The following is a 16,367-nucleotide window of genomic DNA, read 5'->3' as shown; positions in this document are numbered from 1 at the left end:
TAACCGGGTATCCCTGCACTTCTCGGGCATTGCAACACCTGAGAAGTGCAGGTTTCCCCGGTGAACCGGGGAAACCTACTCCTCGCGGATGACCGCGACCTGACCCGCACGAACCACATGCGGCCCTCCGTCGTTGCCGGAGAGCAGATCCGTGCCCCGGACGGGGACGATGACCGCCTCGTGGGTGTGGTTGATGACGAAGACGTACGTCCCCTGCTCACCGACCCGCCGGATCGCCTCGACACCCTCGGGAAGCCCACCGACGACCGGCTTGGTCGTGGTGAAGACCTGGGTGGCCAGGGTGTCGAGGGCCTCGGGGGTGAGCTCGGTGCCGACGTACCAGGCGGTGCCCCTGCCGACGCGGCGCCGGGTGACGGCGGGGTCGCCGGCGCAGTCGCCGGTGGCGTACGCAGCGACGACATCGGCCCCGACGGCACGGCCGCGCTCGCTCCAGATCGTGCCGGAGCCGTAGGAGGTCAGCGGGATCTCGTCGCCCTCGGGCAGCGGGCAGAACTCCTCGATCCGCACCCCGAGGAGGTCGGAGAGCCCGCCCGGGTAGCCGCCCAGCCGGATGTGGTCGTGCTCGTCGACGATGCCGGAGAAGTAGGTCGCGACGAGGGTGCCGCCGGCCTCGACGAAGGCGGTGAACCGGGCGACGGCCTCGTCGGAGAGCAGGTACTGCACCGGCAGCACCACCACCTCGTAGCCGTCGAGCGGGTCGGTGACGCCGATGATGTCGACGCCGAGGTTGCGTGCCCAGCAGGCTTTGTGCCAGGCCCGCGCGGTCGCCATCGGGTCGACGTCGACCGACGGGTGCGAGTCGAAGGTCGCCGCCCACCACGACTCCCAGTCGAAGCAGATCGCGACGCCGGCCTGCGCCACCTTCGTGCCACTGACCTCGGCGATCGCGGAGAGATCCGCCCCGAGGCGTACGACGTCTCGCCACAGCCGGCTCTCGGTGCCGGCGTGCGGGACCATCGCGGAGTGGAACTTCTCCGCACCACCGCGCGAGGCACGCCACTGGAAGAACAGGGCGCCGTCCGCGCCGCGCGCGACGTGCTGGAAGGAGTTGCGGCGCATCTCGCCGGTGGTCTTGGCGATGTTGCGCGGCTGCCAGTTGACCGCGGAGGTGGAGTGCTCCATCAGCAGCCACGGCTCGCCATGGGCCAGCGAGCGGGTCAGGTCGGCGGTCATCGCGAGCTGCTGGGTGCGGTCCTCGTCGTCGGCGATGAGGTAGTGGTCGTTGGAGACCAGGTCCTCGACGTCGACCCAGCTGCGGTAGTCGAGCGACTTGCGGAACCCCATGAAGTTGGTGGTCAGCGGCTTGTCGGAGTGCGCCCGCACCGCCGCCGCCTCGACCCGGAAGATCTCGCGGATCTCGTCGGAGCAGAACCGCCACCAGTCGAGCTGCTGGCCGGGGTTGGCGAAGTTGCCGTAGGAGACCTGACGCGGCGGACCGATCTGCTCCCAGCTGGTGTAGCGCTGGCTCCAGAAGGCCGTCGCCCACGCCTCGTTCAGCTTCTCGATCGCGCCGTAGCGGTCCGCCAGCCAGCGCCGGAAAGCCACCGCGCTGGCGTCGCAGAAGCAGTGGTCGTTGTGGCAGCCGTACTCGTTGTTGACGTGCCACATCACCACCGCCGGGTGCTCGTCGTAGCGCTTGACCAGCTCGGTGATCAGGGTCGTGGCGGCGTCGCGGTAGGCGGTCGAGGAGGGACAGTACGCCTGGCGCGCGCCGAACGCGCGCCGGTTGCCGACCTGGTCGACGAGCGTGGCCTCCGGGTGGCGCTCGAGGAACCACGGCGGCGGGCTCGCGGTCGCGGTCGCCAGGTCCACGGCGATCCCGCCCGCGTGCAGCTTGTCGAGCACCCGGTCGAGCCAGCCGAAGTCGTGGTCCCCCGGCGTCGGCTCCAGCAGCGCCCAGGAGAAGATCCCCACGCTGACCAGGTTGACCCCGGCCTCCTGCATGAGGCGTACGTCCTCGTCCCAGACCTCCTCCGGCCACTGCTCCGGGTTGTAGTCGGCGCCGTAGGCGATCCGTCCGCCCAGCGCCCGGGTGACCTGCTCCATCCCCATCAGGGAGCCAGCCTCTCCGTCCGCCAGCTGTCGCCCTCGCGCCGGTAGACGAGCCGGTCGTGCATCCGGCCCGGACGTCCCTGCCAGAACTCCACCGTCTCCGGCTCGACCCGGTAGCCGCCCCACTCCTCCGGCACCGGGACCGGCCGGCCCTCGAACTCCGCCTCGACCTTCGCGTACGCCTCCTCCAGCTCCTCGCGGCCGGCGACGACCCGGCTCTGGTGGGAGGCATGGGCGCCGAGCTGGGAGCCGCGCGGACGCTGGGAGAAGTAGGCCTCGACGGCTTCGGCGGAGAGCACGTGAGCGACGCCGTCGACGCGTACCTGCCGCTCCAGCGGGTGCCACGGGAAGAGCACCGCGCAGCGCGGGTTGGTCGCGAGGTCGGAGCCCTTGCGGGACGCGGTGTTGGTGAAGAAGGTGAAGCCCTCGATCGAGAACCCCTTCAGCAGCACGGTGCGCGACGAGGGCGCGCCGTCCGCCGAGACGGTCGAGACCACCATCGCGTTGGGCTCGACGATGCCCGCGTCACGGGCCTCGGCGTACCACTTCTCGAACTGCTCGAACGGGTCTGCCGCGAGGTCGTCCTCGGTCAGACCGCTGCGGGTGTAAGACTCGCGCGCGGCCGCCAGCTCAGCTGAGAGATCCATGGTCTCAACCTACGGCCTGGAGGAGTCACCGGCGGCGGCAGACTCGGCCCGTACGGCCTCAGCCCATGAAGCCCTTGACCTGGGTGCCCGACTCGTCGAGCTTGTCGCCCAGCTGCTCCAGAGCCGATCCGACCTTCGCCAGCAGCGCTGCGATCGTCTCGAGCGAGCCGGAGAGGTCGTCGAGCGCCGAACCGGCGCCGCCGATCTCCTTCGCCGCGCTCGCGATCGACTTGGCCGGACCGTCGGCCATCGGCACCCGGCCGAGCCCCTCGGCGACGTCGGCGAGCCGGTCGACGCCCTTGGAGATCGCGGCCGAGATGCCACCCAGGGAGGTGGCGACGTCGCCCAGTGCGTCCTTGACGCCGCCGGCGCCGTCCCCGACCAGCACGGCACCGGCCTCACGGGCGCGCCCACCGGCCGCCTCGAGCCCCTCGCCGAAGGAGTCGAACAGCTGCGGCAGCCGCTCGAGGGCCGCCAGTACGTCCTTGTTCTCCGTGATCAGCTTGATCACCTTGTCGATGTCCTTGGCGTTGAGACCACCGACGAGCTTCCCCAGGTCCATGGTGGGGACACTAGTGCCGGACCCCCTATCACGACCGCGCCCCACGCCCGAGTCGAAGCCAGGATGCGGCACAATGCCCATGACAACAGAGGAATGGAGAAGGCAGTGAGCCAGGTACAGCACGGTCTCGAGGGCGTCGTGGCCTTCGAGACCGAGATCGCAGAGCCCGACAAAGAGGGTTCGGCCCTTCGCTACCGCGGGGTCGACATCGAGGACATCGTCGGGCGGGTGCCCTTCGAGAACGTCTGGGGTCTGCTGATCGACGGCTCCTACGGCCCGGGCCTGCCGCCCGCCGAGGCCTACAACCTGCCGGTGCACACCGGTGACGTGCGCGTCGACGTGCAGGCCGCCATCCCCATGCTCGCCCCGGCCTTCGGGTTCGGGCAGACCTACGACATCTCCGACGAGCAGGCCCGCGAGGACCTCGCCCGCGTGGCCGTCATGGTCCTGTCGTACGCCGGTCAGTCGGCGCGCTCCATCCACCTCCCGGTGGTGCCGCAGCGCGAGGTCGACAAGGGCAACACCCTGGCCGAGAAGTTCCTGATCCGCTGGCGGGGCGAGGCCGACCCCGCCCACGCGCACGCCATCGACGCCTACTGGTCCTCGGCCGCCGAGCACGGCATGAACGCCTCCACCTTCACCGCCCGGGTGATCACCTCCACCGGGGCCGACGTCGCCGCGGCCTTCTCCGGCGCGATCGGCGCGATGAGCGGCCCGCTGCACGGTGGTGCGCCCTCGCGCGTGCTCGGCATGATCGAGGACGTCGAGAAGAGCGGCGACGCCGCCTCCTACGTGAAGGGTCTGCTCGACTCCGGCGAGCGGCTGATGGGCTTCGGTCACCGCGTCTACCGTGCCGAGGACCCGCGTGCGCGGGTGCTGCGCCGCACCGCCCGCGAGCTGAACGCGCCACGCTACGAGGTCGCCGAGGCGCTCGAGAAGGCGGCGCTCGAGGAGCTTCGTGCTCGCCGCCCCGACCGGGTCCTGGAGACCAACGTCGAGTTCTGGGCCGCGATCGTCCTCGACTTCGCCGAGATCCCGGCCAACATGTTCACCTCGATGTTCACCTGCGCCCGCACCGGTGGCTGGTCCGCCCACATCCTGGAGCAGAAGAAGACCGGCCGGCTGATCCGGCCCTCCGCCATCTACACCGGACCCGCCCCCCGACCTGCCGACGCGGTCGAGGGCTGGAACCCCGACTGGGGCAAGTAGACCCCGACCGCTTCAAGGACCCGACCGGCTGGAGCCGGTCGGTTCCTGTGCTTCGGGGGTTCAGCTGTCGAGGCGCTTGGCCATGCACACCACGAGCTCGTCGTCCTTGTAGTAGCCGAACGGCTCGACGTCGACGTAGCCCTTGGCGGCGTAGAGCCCGATCGCCTCGTGCTGGAGGCCGCCGGTGGTGAGGACCATCGCCTCGAAGCCGGCCTCGCGGGCCGAGGCCTCGACGTGGGCGAGCATGCGCTTGGCGAGTCCCTGGCCCTGGGCTTCGGGGACGACGTACATCCGCTTGATCTCGGCGGTCACCTCGGTCCCGAGGGCGGGCTCGCCGGAGCGCCGCCAGGCTCCGGAGGCGACCGGGACGTCGTCGAGGTAGGCCAGGAAGTAGGCGCCCACGGGCGCCTCGAACATTTCGGGCACCGTCGGGTCGTGGTCGGGATCGCCGTAGCGCTCGACGTAGAACTCCTGGACCCGGTCGACCAGCTTCTGCGCATCCGGGTGGTCGTAGGCGACCCGGCGAATCTCAACAGACACGTCGGTATTCTGGCCGACGCCCGGCTCTTGCGAGAATGGGTTTATGACGCTGCAGATCCCCGCCGACCTCCTGCCCGCCGACGGACGTTTCGGGTCCGGGCCGTCCAAGGTGCCCGCGGGACGCCTGGAGGCGCTTGCCGCGACCGGGGTGTCGTTGATGGGCACCTCCCACCGGCAGCAGCCGGTGAAGGATCTCGTCCGCCGCGTCCAGTCCGGCCTGGCCGACCTGTTCTCGCTGCCGGAGGGCTACGAGGTCGTCCTCGGCAACGGCGGCTCGGTGGCGTTCTTCGACCTGGTGACCTACGCCCTGGTGCGGGAGCGCAGCCAGCACGCCGTCTTCGGGGCGTTCGGCAAGAAGTTCCTCTCCGCGGCCAAGGCGGCTCCGTGGCTGGCCGACCCGTCGGTGATCTCGGCCGAGCCGGGTGGCCTGGCGGTGCCCGCGCAGAAGGACGACGTCGATGTTTACGCCTGGACACATAACGAGACCTCGACGGGCGTGATGGCTCCGGTCGTACGTCCCGCCGGCGCCGGCGCCCACCAGCTCACGATCGTCGACGCGACCTCGGCCGCCGGCGGCCTGCCGCTCGAGGTGACCGAGAGCGACGTCTACTACTTCGCGCCGCAGAAGTCCTTCGCCTCCGACGGCGGCCTGTGGCTGGCGCTGCTCTCCCCCGCCGCGATCGCACGGGCCGAGGAGATCGCGGCGAGCGGCCGGCACATTCCCTCGTTCTTCTCGCTGACCGAGGCGATCAAGCAGTCCCGCAGCGCGCAGACCGTCAACACCCCGTCGGTCGCGACGCTCTTCCTGATGGCCGAGCAGCTCGACTGGATGAACTCCTCCGGCGGGCTGGACGCGATGGTCGACCGCACCACCGCCTCCTCCGACGTGCTCTACGCGTGGGCCGAGAAGGCGTCGTACGTGCGTCCGTTCGTCGAGGCCCCCACCCACCGCTCCCTCGTCGTCGGCACCGTCGAGCTCGACGCCGGCATCGACAAGGATCTCCTTCGGTCGGTGCTGGCGGAGAACGGCGTCGTCGACCTCGACGCCTACCGCGGCATCGGCACCAACCAGCTCCGAGTCGCGATGTACCCCTCCGTCGACTCCGCCGACATCGAGGCCCTCACCGCCTGCATCGACTGGGTCGTCGATCGCCTCTGATCCGCCGACCCGGCTCGTTCTGACGCAATCCGGTGCCGAGTCGGCTCGTTCTGACGAGCCGACTCGGCCGGGATTTCGGTCAGGACGAGCCGACTCGGCGTCAGGTGCGCTTGCGGAAGATGAAGTACGCGGCGACGGCGAGCACCACCAGCGCGACCGGCCCGAGCGAACCGCCGGCGTCCGAGTCGCCGTCCTCGCCGCTGTCCGTGCTCTCGGCTTCATCCCCGCCCACCGGCTCAGGCCCATCGGTTGGGGTCGGATCAGCCGTCGGCGACGGCCCCTCGCCGAGGACGTCACTCACCAGCGCCGGGTCGACGCGGATCACCTCGGCCCGGATGCCCTCGCTGGTGACGACGACCTCGCCCTCGGCGGTGACGCCGATGGCCTCGCCCTGCTCCTGGTCGGGGGTCCGGAAGGAGCCCACCCGGTCCATCGAGGGCCAGTCGTAGATCGTGGCGGAGTAGTAGCCGCGTACGACCACATGCTTGCCGTCGGGGAAGAAGGCGCCGTCGGTGGCCATCGGGATGACCGGGGCGACCTCCTTCAACCGGTTGGGGCCGTCGGGGTCGAGACGCTTCGGGACGGCGTAGAGCCGGCCGCCGCCCCAGTCCTTCGTGGCGACGAAGACCCGTCCGTCGGGGTGGGCCAGCAGGGACTCGGCGTTGTGCGGACCGTCGGGATAGACCAGCTCGTAGACGGTCGGCGAGACCGTGCGCTCCCCCCGCCCGACCGGCATCTTCGCGATCCGGATCGAGTCCCAGACGCTGTTGTTGTCGCCGATGTCGCCGACCCAGACGTGGTGACGGCCCGCGGGCGCGAGCCCCTCGACGTCGACCGGGTCCGCCGCCCAGTGGGTCACGCCGACCGTGTCGCCGCTGGAGTCGACCGTGAAGACACGTCCGCTGTCGCCGGAGTCGTTGGTGGTGGCGTACAGGCCCTTGCCGAGCGGCGTCAGAGCGCTGGCCTCGCTGATCGTCGGGTCGGAGAAGGAGAAGAGCACGTCGTCGCCGGCGGCGTGCGCGGGCACGGACGAGATCAGCACCAGCCCGAGCGCGCCCGCAGCGGCGACGACCGCCTTCATCGCCCCGAGAGCAGCTCGCCCAGCTTCGGACGTACGCCCCACTCGGCCACCAGCTCGTCGTACTCCTTCTTCACCGAGCCGCCCTTGACCGGCGATCCGGTGCGGATCGCGCGGAGCATGGTGTTGCGCGGGGTGTGCTGGCTCTCGACGAACTGCACGACCTCGACGCGGTAGCCCGACAGCCGCAGCAGGCTCGCCCGAAGGGCGTCGGTGAGCGTGTCGGCGAAACGCTCGCGGAGGATGCCGTGACGGGTGAGCATCGCGTAGGGCGCGGGCGTCGGCGCCTTACGGAGCTGAGCGGCGATGTCGTGGTGACAGCACGGCGCGGCCAGCACCAGGGGCGCCTCCCACTCGATCGCGCGGGCGAGGGCGTCGTCGGTGGCCGTGTCGCAGGCATGCAGGGCGAGGACCACGTCGGGTTGCTGGTCGAGCTGCACGTCGTCGATCGTCCCGGCCACGAACTCGGCGTTCACTCCGAGCTCGGCGGCGATCTTCGAGTTGTGCTCGCGCGACTGCTCCTTGACGTCGACGCCGGTGACGACGACGGGCAGCTCGCGGACCTCGGTGAGGTAGCGCTGGGCGGCGAAGGTCAGATAGCCGTTGCCGGCACCGAGGTCGATGATCCGCAGGGGTTCCTCGGCGGTCGGCCGACGGACCTTGCCGGACTTCATCGCGTCGGTCAGGGCGGCGTCGAGCTGGCGCAGGAACTCCTCGACCTGGCGGTACTTCGCCTGGCGCGACGGCTTCAGCTTCCCGTCCTTGTCCGAGAGGCCGAGGACCCGGAAGACCGGGTCCGACTCCGGCAGCAGCCGCTCTTTTGCCTGGTCATGGCCACGTTCGACCTCGACCGGCGCGGTCAGCTCGGTGGTCGAGACGAGGGCGGTCGTCGGCGTCTTCGCCTGGATCTGGGTCTGCTCGGTCGCGGTCGTGACGATCCAGTTGGCGAACGGTTCGTCGAGAAGATCGTCCAGTGACGAACTATCTCCTACGGGATGGTTCGCGGTGAACGCCTGGGTCGCGTCGTACGTCGTGATCTGCAGGTGTCGCCCGGCCTTGAGGTCGACGTAGCGGATCTCGGCACGTCGCCACTTCGGCGTGGTGCCGCGCTGCTTGCCCGACGCGACCGCCTTGACCAGCTGGTCGGGATCGAGGATCAGCGATCGCATCCGGTTCAGCGCCCGCAGCAGCGGCTCGGACTCCCTGCTCAATTCAGCACCCCGGCGATGACGACGACCAGCAGAAGGGCGACCAGCGCGCCGGGAATGATCATTCGGCGGTAACGCGGGTTCACCGCTTCAGTCTAGGCGCGGGGCGGGCATCAACACCCATCCCCGATCCCGGCCACCCGTCAGACCCGCGACGCGAACAGCTCGGCGAGATGCATGGTCGGCACCGAGGCGAGGTCGTCGAGCTGGACGCGGCACGACATCCCGTCGGCGAGGACGACGGCGTCGGGATGCGACCGGACAGCAGGAAGGAGATGGGTCTCCGCGACCGCGACCGACACCTCGTAGTGCCCCTCCTCGACGCCGAAGTTTCCGGCCAGGCCGCAGCAGCCCGAGACCTTGGTGACCGTCGCCCCGGCCTGCTTCAGGAGCGCCTCGTCGGCGGTCCAGCCGAGCACGGCGTGCTGGTGGCAGTGCGGCTGCGCGACGACCTCGACGCCGGTCAGGTCCGGCAGGGTCACCCGGCCCTCGCCCACCAGGCGGGTGACCAGCTCGGCGAAGGTGAGCATGCCGTCGCGTACGACCTCGGCCTCGGGGAGCGCGGAGAGCTCCACCGAGTCCGACCGCAGCGTCGCGGTGCACGACGGCTCGAGCCCGACGACCGGGACGCCGGAGGAGACATAGGGCGCCAGCGTACGGACCGTCTTCCCCATGATCTTGCGAGCGTCATCGAGCTGACCGGTGGTGATCCAGGTGAGGCCGCAGCAGGCCTTGTCGCCGATGACGCGCACGTTCAGCCCCTGCGACTCGAGCCACCTGATCGCGCCATGACCCGACTGGGCGAAGAAGTGGTCGGTGAAGGAGTCGGCCCAGATCCAGACGTCCGGGGTCTCGGCCCCGAGGCGGGCGACCGGCGCCGACCGCTTCAGCGTCTTCGGCGCGAACGCCGGGATCGAGCGCCGCTGGTCGATGCCGGCGGTCTTCTTGGCGATCTTCGCCAACGGGCGCACCTTCAGCGACGCGTTGGCCATCTGGGTGAACGGCGCCGCGAGCCGGGCCCACTTCGGCAGCTGCCCGAGAAGAGCGTGCGAGCGCGGCCGCCGCTCCCCGAGGACGTCGTGCTTCTGGTAGAGCGCCTCGGACTTGTACGTCGCCATGTCGATGCCCGTGGGGCAGTCGGACGCACACCCCTTGCAGGCCAGGCACAGGTCGAGCGCCTCGCCCACCGCGGGGTCGCCGAGGCCGTCGACGAGCGACCCGTCGAGCGCCTCCTGCAGCACCCGGGCGCGCCCGCGGGTCGCGTCCTTCTCCTCGCGGGTGGCGAGGTAGGAGGGGCACATCACCCCGATGGTCTTCGGGGCCACACACTTGCCGACGCCGGTGCAGCGGTGCACGGCGGCACCCAGGTCACCGGAGTCGTGGATCAGCCGCAGCCCGGTCCGGGGAAGCGCCCGGGGCCGCACCGGCCGCAGGTCGTCGGTGATCGACGCCGGCCGCACGATGTTGCCCGGGTTGAGCAGGTCGGACGGGTCACAGATGCCCTTGACCTGCTCGAAGAGATCGATGGAGGTCTCGTCGTACATGATCGGCAGCAGCTCCGAGCGCACCCGCCCGTCGCCGTGCTCGCCCGACAGCGAGCCGCCGTAGGTCACCAGCTGCGTGGCGCACGCGGTCATGAATTCGCGGAAGACCTGAGCCGACTCCGGCGAGTCCGGCGCAAAGGGAAAGTCGATGCGGCAGTGGATGCAGCCGTCGCCGAAGTGGCCGTAGGGATAGCCGTGCAGACCGAAGTCCGACAGGATCCCCTCGAAGTCCCGCAGCCAGGCACCAAGGTGCTCGGGCGGCACCGCGGCGTCCTCCCAGCCCGAGTGGGCCGGCGTCGGCAGCGACACCCCGGCCAGGCCGGCGCCGTCCTCGCGGATCCGCCACAGCGCGGCAGCCTCGAGGGGATCGACCACCACCCGCGACTCCAGCGCACCCGACTCCGCGGCAAGGCGTTTCACCAGGTCAGGCGCGTCCTGACCGGCGACCTCGACCATCAGCCAGCCGGCGCCCTTGGGCAGGTCGGGCACCGCGCGGCCCTTGGCGCGCACCAGATCGGCGATCCGGGCATCCATCCCCTCGCACGCGATCAGCCGCCCCGGCGCCACCCGCAGAAGGCCCGGCACCGCGTCGGCCGCCTCGGCCATGGTCGGGTAGCCGAGCACGAGCAGCAGCCGTCCGGGCGTGTCCTCGACGAGCCGAACGGTCGTCTCCAGGATGGTCGCCAAGGTGCCCTCGGTCCCGGCCAGGAACCGGTCCACCCGGCCGCCCTTCTCCGGCAGCAGGTGCTCGAGCGAGTAGCCCGAGACCTGGCGCCCGAAGCGGCCGAACTCGGTGCGCACGTGCCCGAGGTTGGCGCCCACGAGCGCCTGGAGCCGCTCGGCCGTCTCCCCGGAGGAGACGCCGTCGGCATAGCTCGCCTGCTCGCCGTTGCCGAAGAGCACCGTCAGCGCCTCGATGTTGTCGACGGTGCGGCCATAGCCCAGCGCACGGTTGCCGCAGGCGTTGTTGCCGATCATCCCGCCGATCGTGCAGCGGGTGTGGGTGGACGGGTCCGGCCCGAAGCGCAGCCCGTACGGAGCGGCGGCCCGCTGCAGGTCGGCGTGCACGACGCCGGGGTCGATCCGCGCGGTCCGCGCCTCCGGGTCGATCTCGTAGATGGTCCGCAGGTCTCGGGTGTCCACGACGATCCCGGAGCCGACCGCGTTGCCGGCGATGGAAGTGCCCGCGCCCCGCATGGTCACCGGAACCCCGACGGATCGAGCCACCGAGTGCACGCCGATCAGCTCGTCGCGGGACTGGGGTCGCACGACGACGGACGGCACGACCCGGTAGAGGCTCGCGTCGCTGGAGTAGAGCGCCCGGGCCAGCGGCGAGTCGTCGACCCGGCTGATCCCCTGGTTGCGCAGCTCATTCACCAGATCCGAGGCAGTCGCATTCACCCGCTCATTGTCACAGACCCCCGCGCGGTCGCCGGCCAGCGCCCACCGACGACGACCACAACTCGAACCCGTCTCATGGAGCGATATCGGACTCTCATATAATGGGACGACCCGCGAGAGGCGGGAACTTACAGACCTCGGAGAGAGACCATGTCCGCCACCCCCGCACCGGCCAACCCGCGTTCGCGCGTGCTCGTCGCCAGTCTCATCGGGACGACGATCGAGTTCTACGACTTCTACGCGTACGCGACCGCAGCCGTCCTCGTCTTCCCCGCCCTCTTCTTCCCGGCCGGTGACCCGACCACCGCGCTCCTGGCGAGCTTCGCCGTCTTCGGCGCGGCGATGGTCGCCCGCCCGGTGGGCGCGGTCTTCTTCGGACACCTCGGCGACCGTCTCGGCCGCAAGACGACCCTGGTGATCTCGCTGCTCACCATGGGCATCGCGACGTTCCTGATCGGTGCGCTCCCGACGTACGAGACCGTCGGCTGGGTCGCCACCGCGCTGCTCGTGCTGATGCGCCTGGCCCAGGGCTTCGCGCTCGGTGGTGAGTGGAGCGGTGCCGCGCTGGTCGCGACCGAGAACGCACCGGAGGGCAAGCGCGCGATCTTCGGTACGTTCCCGCAGCTCGGCGCGCCCCTGGGCTTCATCCTCTCCAACGGCCTGTTCCTGACCATCGCCGCGCTGCTCTCCGCGGAGGGCGCCGACCCGACCAAGCCGTCCGACGCGTTCCTGGCGTGGGGCTGGCGGGTGCCGTTCCTCTTCTCCGCGGTCATGGTGATCGTCGGCCTGTGGGTCCGGCTGCGGCTGGTCGAGAGCGAGGTGTTCACCAAGAGCCAGGACGCCGGCCTGGTCCGCAAGGTCCCGCTGGCCTCGGTCGTCCGCAACCAGGGCAAGCAGCTGATCCTCGGCACCTTCTTCATGCTGGCGACCTACGTCCTCTTCTACCTGATGACCGCGTTCTCGCTGTCGTTCGGCACCGCTGCCAAGGACCTGCCGGTGCCCGGCCTGGGCTACGGCTACACGACCTTCGTCCTGATGCTCATCTTCGGCGTGATCTTCTTCGGCATCTTCACCATGGTCTCCGGGCCGTTGGCCGAGCGCTTCGGCCGCCGCCGGCTGCTCATCGGGGTCACCCTCGGGATCATCGCCTTCGGTCTGGCCTGGGTGCCGCTGGTCGACGCCGGCACCCCCGGCGTACTCCTCTGGCTCGTCCTCGGCTTCTCCCTGATGGGCCTCACCTTCGGGCCGATGGGCGCGCTGCTGCCCGAGCTGTTCCCGACCAGCGTGCGCTACACCGGCTCCGGCATCTCCTACAACGTCGCCTCGATCCTCGGCGCCGCGGTCGCGCCGTTCATCGCGGTCGCGCTGTGGAAGGAGGCCGACGGTTCGCCCGTACTGGTCGGCGTCTACCTCTCCGTCATGGCCGGCATCACCCTGATCTCGCTGGTGATCGGCAAGGAGACCAAGGACGTGGCCCTCGAGGAGACCACCGAGAAGGCCACGGTCTGACCGTCTAACGTGGCGAGGGTGACCGTCAGGATCCTCTCCGCCACCGACGTACGCAGCATCTTCACGCCGCAGCTCGCGCTGGAGTCCCAGCGCGAGGCGTTCACCCGACTGGGAGCCGGGGAGGCCGTCCAGCCTCCCCGGCTCCTCGTTCCGGGACCGGACTCGTCGGTCTCGTTCTGCTACTCCTCCCGGCTCGCTCCCGACGCCCCCGCGGTGAGCAAGTTCGGCAGCGTCAACCCGGCCAACGCCGCCCGTGGCCGCGGCGCCGTGCACTCGGTCATCACCGTCCTCGACGCCGAGACCGGCGAGCCTCGCGCGATCATCAACGGTGACAGCGTCACCGGCCTACGCACCGCTGCCGCGACCAGCCTCGCCATGCAGCAGCTCGCTCCCGGTGCCCGGAGAATCCTCGTCGTCGGCACCGGCGCCCAGGCCCGCGCGCACCTGGACGCTTTCGCGGTGAGCCATCCCGACGCCGAGCTCCAGATCTACGGCCGGGACCATGCTGCGGCCACCGAGATCGCCGGGTCGCACGGCGCCGTCGCGATGACCGACCTGGAACAGGCCGTACGCGACGCCGACATCGTCGTCCTCTGCACCTCGTCCCTCACCCCGGTCATCGAGGACGCCTGGGTCACCGACGGCACCACGGTGGCCAGCGTCGGCTCCTTCGCACCCGACCGCGTCGAGCTGCCGCCGTCGCTGCTGACACGCTCCACGGTCGTGGTCGACTACCGTCCGTCCGCGCTCACCGACTCCGGCCCAGTCGTCGAAGCCGTCGCCTCCGGCTCGGTCGACCCGGACCGGATCACCGACCTCGGCTCGCTCCTGACCGGCGCCACCCTCGACCGCAGCCCAACCCCGACGGACGTCAACGTCTACCTGTCCGTAGGCGTCGGTGTCCAAGACGCCGCAGCAGCAGCCATGATCCTGACCGCCGCCGAGGCCCAAGACGCCGGCACCCAAGCCGACCTAGGGTAACCCGCCCCGAACAGTCGAAATCTGACGCCGAGACGTCAGTTCTTGGCCTTGAGTAGTCGATTTCTGCCCGCGAGAGGTCGTCCTTGGACGCACTATCTCGGTGCCAGAAATCGACGTTTCACCACCAGAAATCGACCTCTCGGCGTCAGATTTCGACTACTCGGCGTCAGATTCTGACTTCTCAGCGGCTAGCGCGGCCTCCACCACATCGAGGAGGGGGAGGGTTTCCAACTCGGGGCGGGTCACCCAGCGTACGGCGTCGGTGGTGCCACCCACCTCGACCACCCGCGGCTCCGCGCCGTCGGGAACGGTCGCGGCGAAGATGAGATGGACGCCGTGGAACTCCTCGTGACGGCCACTGGGAGCGGTGCCGGTGATGTTCACGTCGTGCACGTCGATCAGGGCGCCGACCTCGCAGGTCAGGCCGCACTCCTCGACCACCTCGCGCACCAGCGCATCCCGCGGCTGCTCCCCGAAGTCGACCCCGCCGCCGGGCAGCGTCCACGAGCCCGAGTGGTAGCCGAGCGGCGAGATCCGGGTGAGCAGGATCGCGTCGTCGGCGGCACGGGTGATGAACGCGTACGCAGCCAACCGCTGCATCCGCGCCGGCTTGTGCACCTCGAGGGCGTCGGTGACCAGCGGGGACGTCGGGATCTCGCCGCTCACCACCGCGGCGAGAGGCAGCCAGGCCGCCTCAGCCGTCGACCCGTCGACCTCCATCGTCTGCGGCTCGGGAGCGTCGTGAGGCACCCAGCCGTCGTAGACGATCCGGATCGCGTGGGAGTTGACCCGTCGGCCCAGCCGCCAGGCCTTGGCCTGATGGACGGAGTAGACCCGTGCCTCGACACCGACCTCGACCGGCACGCCGGCCTCCTCGTAGACCTCACGCACGACCGCGTCACGCGGGTCCTCGCCGTGGTCGATCCCGCCGCCGGGCAGCGTCCACCGCTCCTCCGGCGTGACCTTCTCCGAGAGCCGGCTGAGCAGGATCTCCGGCTCGGCGCCCGCGCCGGCCCTGATGATGACGGCGTACGCCCCCACCCGCTGCACCATCGGAAGCTTGCGTCGCCGCCCACCGCGGCCCCGATTCCGCGTCGCCATCAGCTGAACGGGGGTCGGGAGTCGAGAGCGAGCGAGCGGCGACCGGCCCAGCGCCACACCTTGGCGGCGCGGTCACGGTCCTCCTCGGTGACGAGGTTGCCCATCCACCGCAGAGCCAGCGTCATCAGCCAGTCGGAGCGCATCCCCGCAGGCCCGAGGGTGGAGACCAGCTTGGGACGGGTCGCGATGCCGGCCAGGCGGCGAGCGATGGAGAACGCCTCGCCGTAGTGCTCACGCAGGGTCGCCGGCCAGGTGGTGGCCAGGTCCTCCCCGGCGACGATCGCGTCGGCGACCATCCGCCCGGTCTCCAGCCCGTAGTCGATCCCCTCACCGTTGAGCGGGTTCACGCACCCGGCGGCATCGCCGATCAGCGCCCAGTTGGCGCCGGCGACGCCGGAGACCGCGCCACCCATCGGCAGCAGGGCGGACTTCTCCGCCCGCAGCTCGCCCTTGAGGCCGAACTCCTCGCGGCACTGCTCGGTGTAGTGCCGCATCAGCGGCTTGATCGCGACGTCGGCGGGACGTTTGGAGGTGGCCAGCGCACCCGCGCCGATGTTCACCTCGCCCGAGCCCAGCGGGAAGATCCAGCCGTATCCCGGCAGCGCTTCACCGGACTCGTCGCGCAGCTCCAGGTGGGAGGAGATCCACTCGTCATCGGCCTGGTCGGAGGCGATGTAGGCCCGCCCGGCGACGCCGTAGACGGTGTCGCGGTGCCACTCCCGCCCCAGCACCTTGCCCAGCGGCGAGCGCACCCCGTCCGCCACCACGACCGACCGGCACGCGACCTCCTGGCCGCCGGCGAAGACCACGGCGGCGATCCGCGCCCCGTCCCAGCGCACGTCGACCGCACGCACCCCGTCGACCGCCGTCGCGCCGGACTTGATCGCCACGGTGCGCAGATGGTCGTCGAGCTCCGTACGCGGCACCGCGGACCCCCACGACGGCAGCGTCCCACCGGGCCACGGCAGGTGCAGCGTCTGCCCGAACCCGTGCGCCCGCAGCCCCTTCGAGACCGGGTGCGTACGCAGCCAGTCCTCCAGCCCGAGCCGGACCAGCTCGTGGGTCGCGCGCGGGGTCAGCCCGTCGCCGCAGGTCTTGTCGCGCGGAAAGACGGCCGCGTCGGTCAGCAGGACATCGACCCCGGCACGCGCCAGCCAGGTCGCCGCGGCCGAGCCCGCAGGCCCGGCCCCCACGACGAGCACGTCAGCTGACTGCGGAAGGGACGAGGTCATGCGCATATCTTCCCAGACCCGCCACAGGCCCGGTCAGAGAACCCTCACCTCCGGCCGGCAAGGGGTCCTGCTAGGTTATTGCAAGTTCTTCGCATTAACTCTCGAAGCAGTCTCGGAAGGCCC

13 protein-coding genes are annotated in these 16,367 nt (G+C 70.5%); 4 read left to right on the top strand and 9 right to left on the bottom strand.

Translation table 11 applies throughout. From position 1 onward, the window contains the following. Positions 1–75: 75 nt before the first annotated feature. The 3 genes from UG56_RS19805 to UG56_RS19795 are packed head-to-tail and all read right to left on the bottom strand — an operon-like array spanning position 76 to position 3,282. Positions 76–2,073: a beta-galactosidase gene (locus tag UG56_RS19805; protein WP_256206773.1), complete on the bottom strand. Its 1,998-nt coding sequence runs from the start codon at positions 2,071–2,073 to the stop codon at positions 76–78. Further along, complete coding sequence (gene pdxH / locus UG56_RS19800; protein WP_045547044.1) at positions 2,073–2,720, bottom strand: pyridoxamine 5'-phosphate oxidase; 648 nt, start codon at positions 2,718–2,720, stop codon at positions 2,073–2,075. Before pdxH ends, UG56_RS19805 begins: the two co-directional genes overlap by 1 nt. 58 nt (positions 2,721–2,778) lie before the next feature. Further along, the gene (locus tag UG56_RS19795; protein ID WP_045547043.1) at positions 2,779–3,282 is read right to left on the bottom strand and encodes a hypothetical protein; all 504 of its coding nucleotides are present in this window, start codon (positions 3,280–3,282) and stop codon (positions 2,779–2,781) included. A gap of 105 nt (positions 3,283–3,387) precedes the next feature. On the opposite strand from UG56_RS19795, the gene UG56_RS19790 reads away from it, so the two are divergent. Next, the gene (locus UG56_RS19790; RefSeq protein ID WP_442756966.1) at positions 3,388–4,491 is read left to right on the top strand and encodes a citrate synthase 2; all 1,104 of its coding nucleotides are present in this window, start codon (positions 3,388–3,390) and stop codon (positions 4,489–4,491) included. Positions 4,492–4,551: 60 nt separating this feature from the next. On the opposite strand, the gene UG56_RS19785 is transcribed toward UG56_RS19790, so the two are convergent. Continuing rightward, complete coding sequence (locus UG56_RS19785) at positions 4,552–5,031, bottom strand: GNAT family N-acetyltransferase (RefSeq protein ID WP_045547041.1); 480 nt, start codon at positions 5,029–5,031, stop codon at positions 4,552–4,554. Between the two features lie 43 nt (positions 5,032–5,074). Here UG56_RS19785 and serC point away from each other — a divergent pair, with 43 nt between their 5' ends. After that, the gene (gene serC / locus UG56_RS19780) at positions 5,075–6,190 is read left to right on the top strand and encodes a phosphoserine transaminase (RefSeq protein ID WP_045547040.1); all 1,116 of its coding nucleotides are present in this window, start codon (positions 5,075–5,077) and stop codon (positions 6,188–6,190) included. A 100-nt stretch (positions 6,191–6,290) separates the two neighbouring features. On the opposite strand, the gene UG56_RS19775 is transcribed toward serC, so the two are convergent. The 3 genes from UG56_RS19775 to UG56_RS19765 form a co-directional block, all read right to left on the bottom strand. Continuing rightward, positions 6,291–7,271: a hypothetical protein gene (locus tag UG56_RS19775; protein WP_045547039.1), complete on the bottom strand. Its 981-nt coding sequence runs from the start codon at positions 7,269–7,271 to the stop codon at positions 6,291–6,293. After that, a complete protein-coding gene (locus UG56_RS19770; RefSeq protein WP_256206771.1) occupies positions 7,268–8,479 on the bottom strand; it encodes a class I SAM-dependent methyltransferase in 1,212 nt (403 codons plus the stop codon). Before UG56_RS19770 ends, UG56_RS19775 begins: the two co-directional genes overlap by 4 nt. 140 nt (positions 8,480–8,619) lie before the next feature. Then, positions 8,620–11,421 (bottom strand): FAD-binding and (Fe-S)-binding domain-containing protein, encoded by a 2,802-nt coding sequence (locus UG56_RS19765; protein WP_045547038.1) that lies wholly within the window; start codon positions 11,419–11,421, stop codon positions 8,620–8,622. Positions 11,422–11,571: 150 nt separating this feature from the next. On the opposite strand from UG56_RS19765, the gene UG56_RS19760 reads away from it, so the two are divergent. Continuing rightward, positions 11,572–12,930, top strand: a complete 1,359-nt coding sequence (locus UG56_RS19760; RefSeq protein ID WP_045547037.1) for an MFS transporter — start codon at positions 11,572–11,574, stop codon at positions 12,928–12,930. Positions 12,931–12,948: 18 nt separating this feature from the next. Continuing rightward, positions 12,949–13,911, top strand: a complete 963-nt coding sequence (locus UG56_RS19755) for an ornithine cyclodeaminase family protein (RefSeq protein WP_045547036.1) — start codon at positions 12,949–12,951, stop codon at positions 13,909–13,911. 156 nt (positions 13,912–14,067) lie between these two features. Here UG56_RS19755 and UG56_RS19750 read toward each other — a convergent pair whose 3' ends face one another. Together UG56_RS19750 and UG56_RS19745 are read right to left on the bottom strand one after the other, a co-directional pair. After that, a complete protein-coding gene (locus UG56_RS19750) occupies positions 14,068–15,012 on the bottom strand; it encodes an NUDIX domain-containing protein (protein WP_045547084.1) in 945 nt (314 codons plus the stop codon). Then, positions 15,012–16,244 carry a geranylgeranyl reductase family protein gene (locus tag UG56_RS19745; RefSeq protein ID WP_045547035.1) on the bottom strand — a complete coding sequence of 411 codons (1,233 nt, stop codon included), beginning with the start codon at positions 16,242–16,244 and terminating at the stop codon, positions 15,012–15,014. Before UG56_RS19745 ends, UG56_RS19750 begins: the two co-directional genes overlap by 1 nt. Between the last annotated feature and the right edge of the window lie 123 nt (positions 16,245–16,367).

The sequence above is a fragment of the Nocardioides luteus genome, assembly GCF_000960475.2.
Lineage (GTDB): Bacteria > Actinomycetota > Actinomycetes > Propionibacteriales > Nocardioidaceae > Nocardioides > Nocardioides luteus_A.
This window is presented reverse-complemented; position numbering and strand designations above follow the sequence as displayed.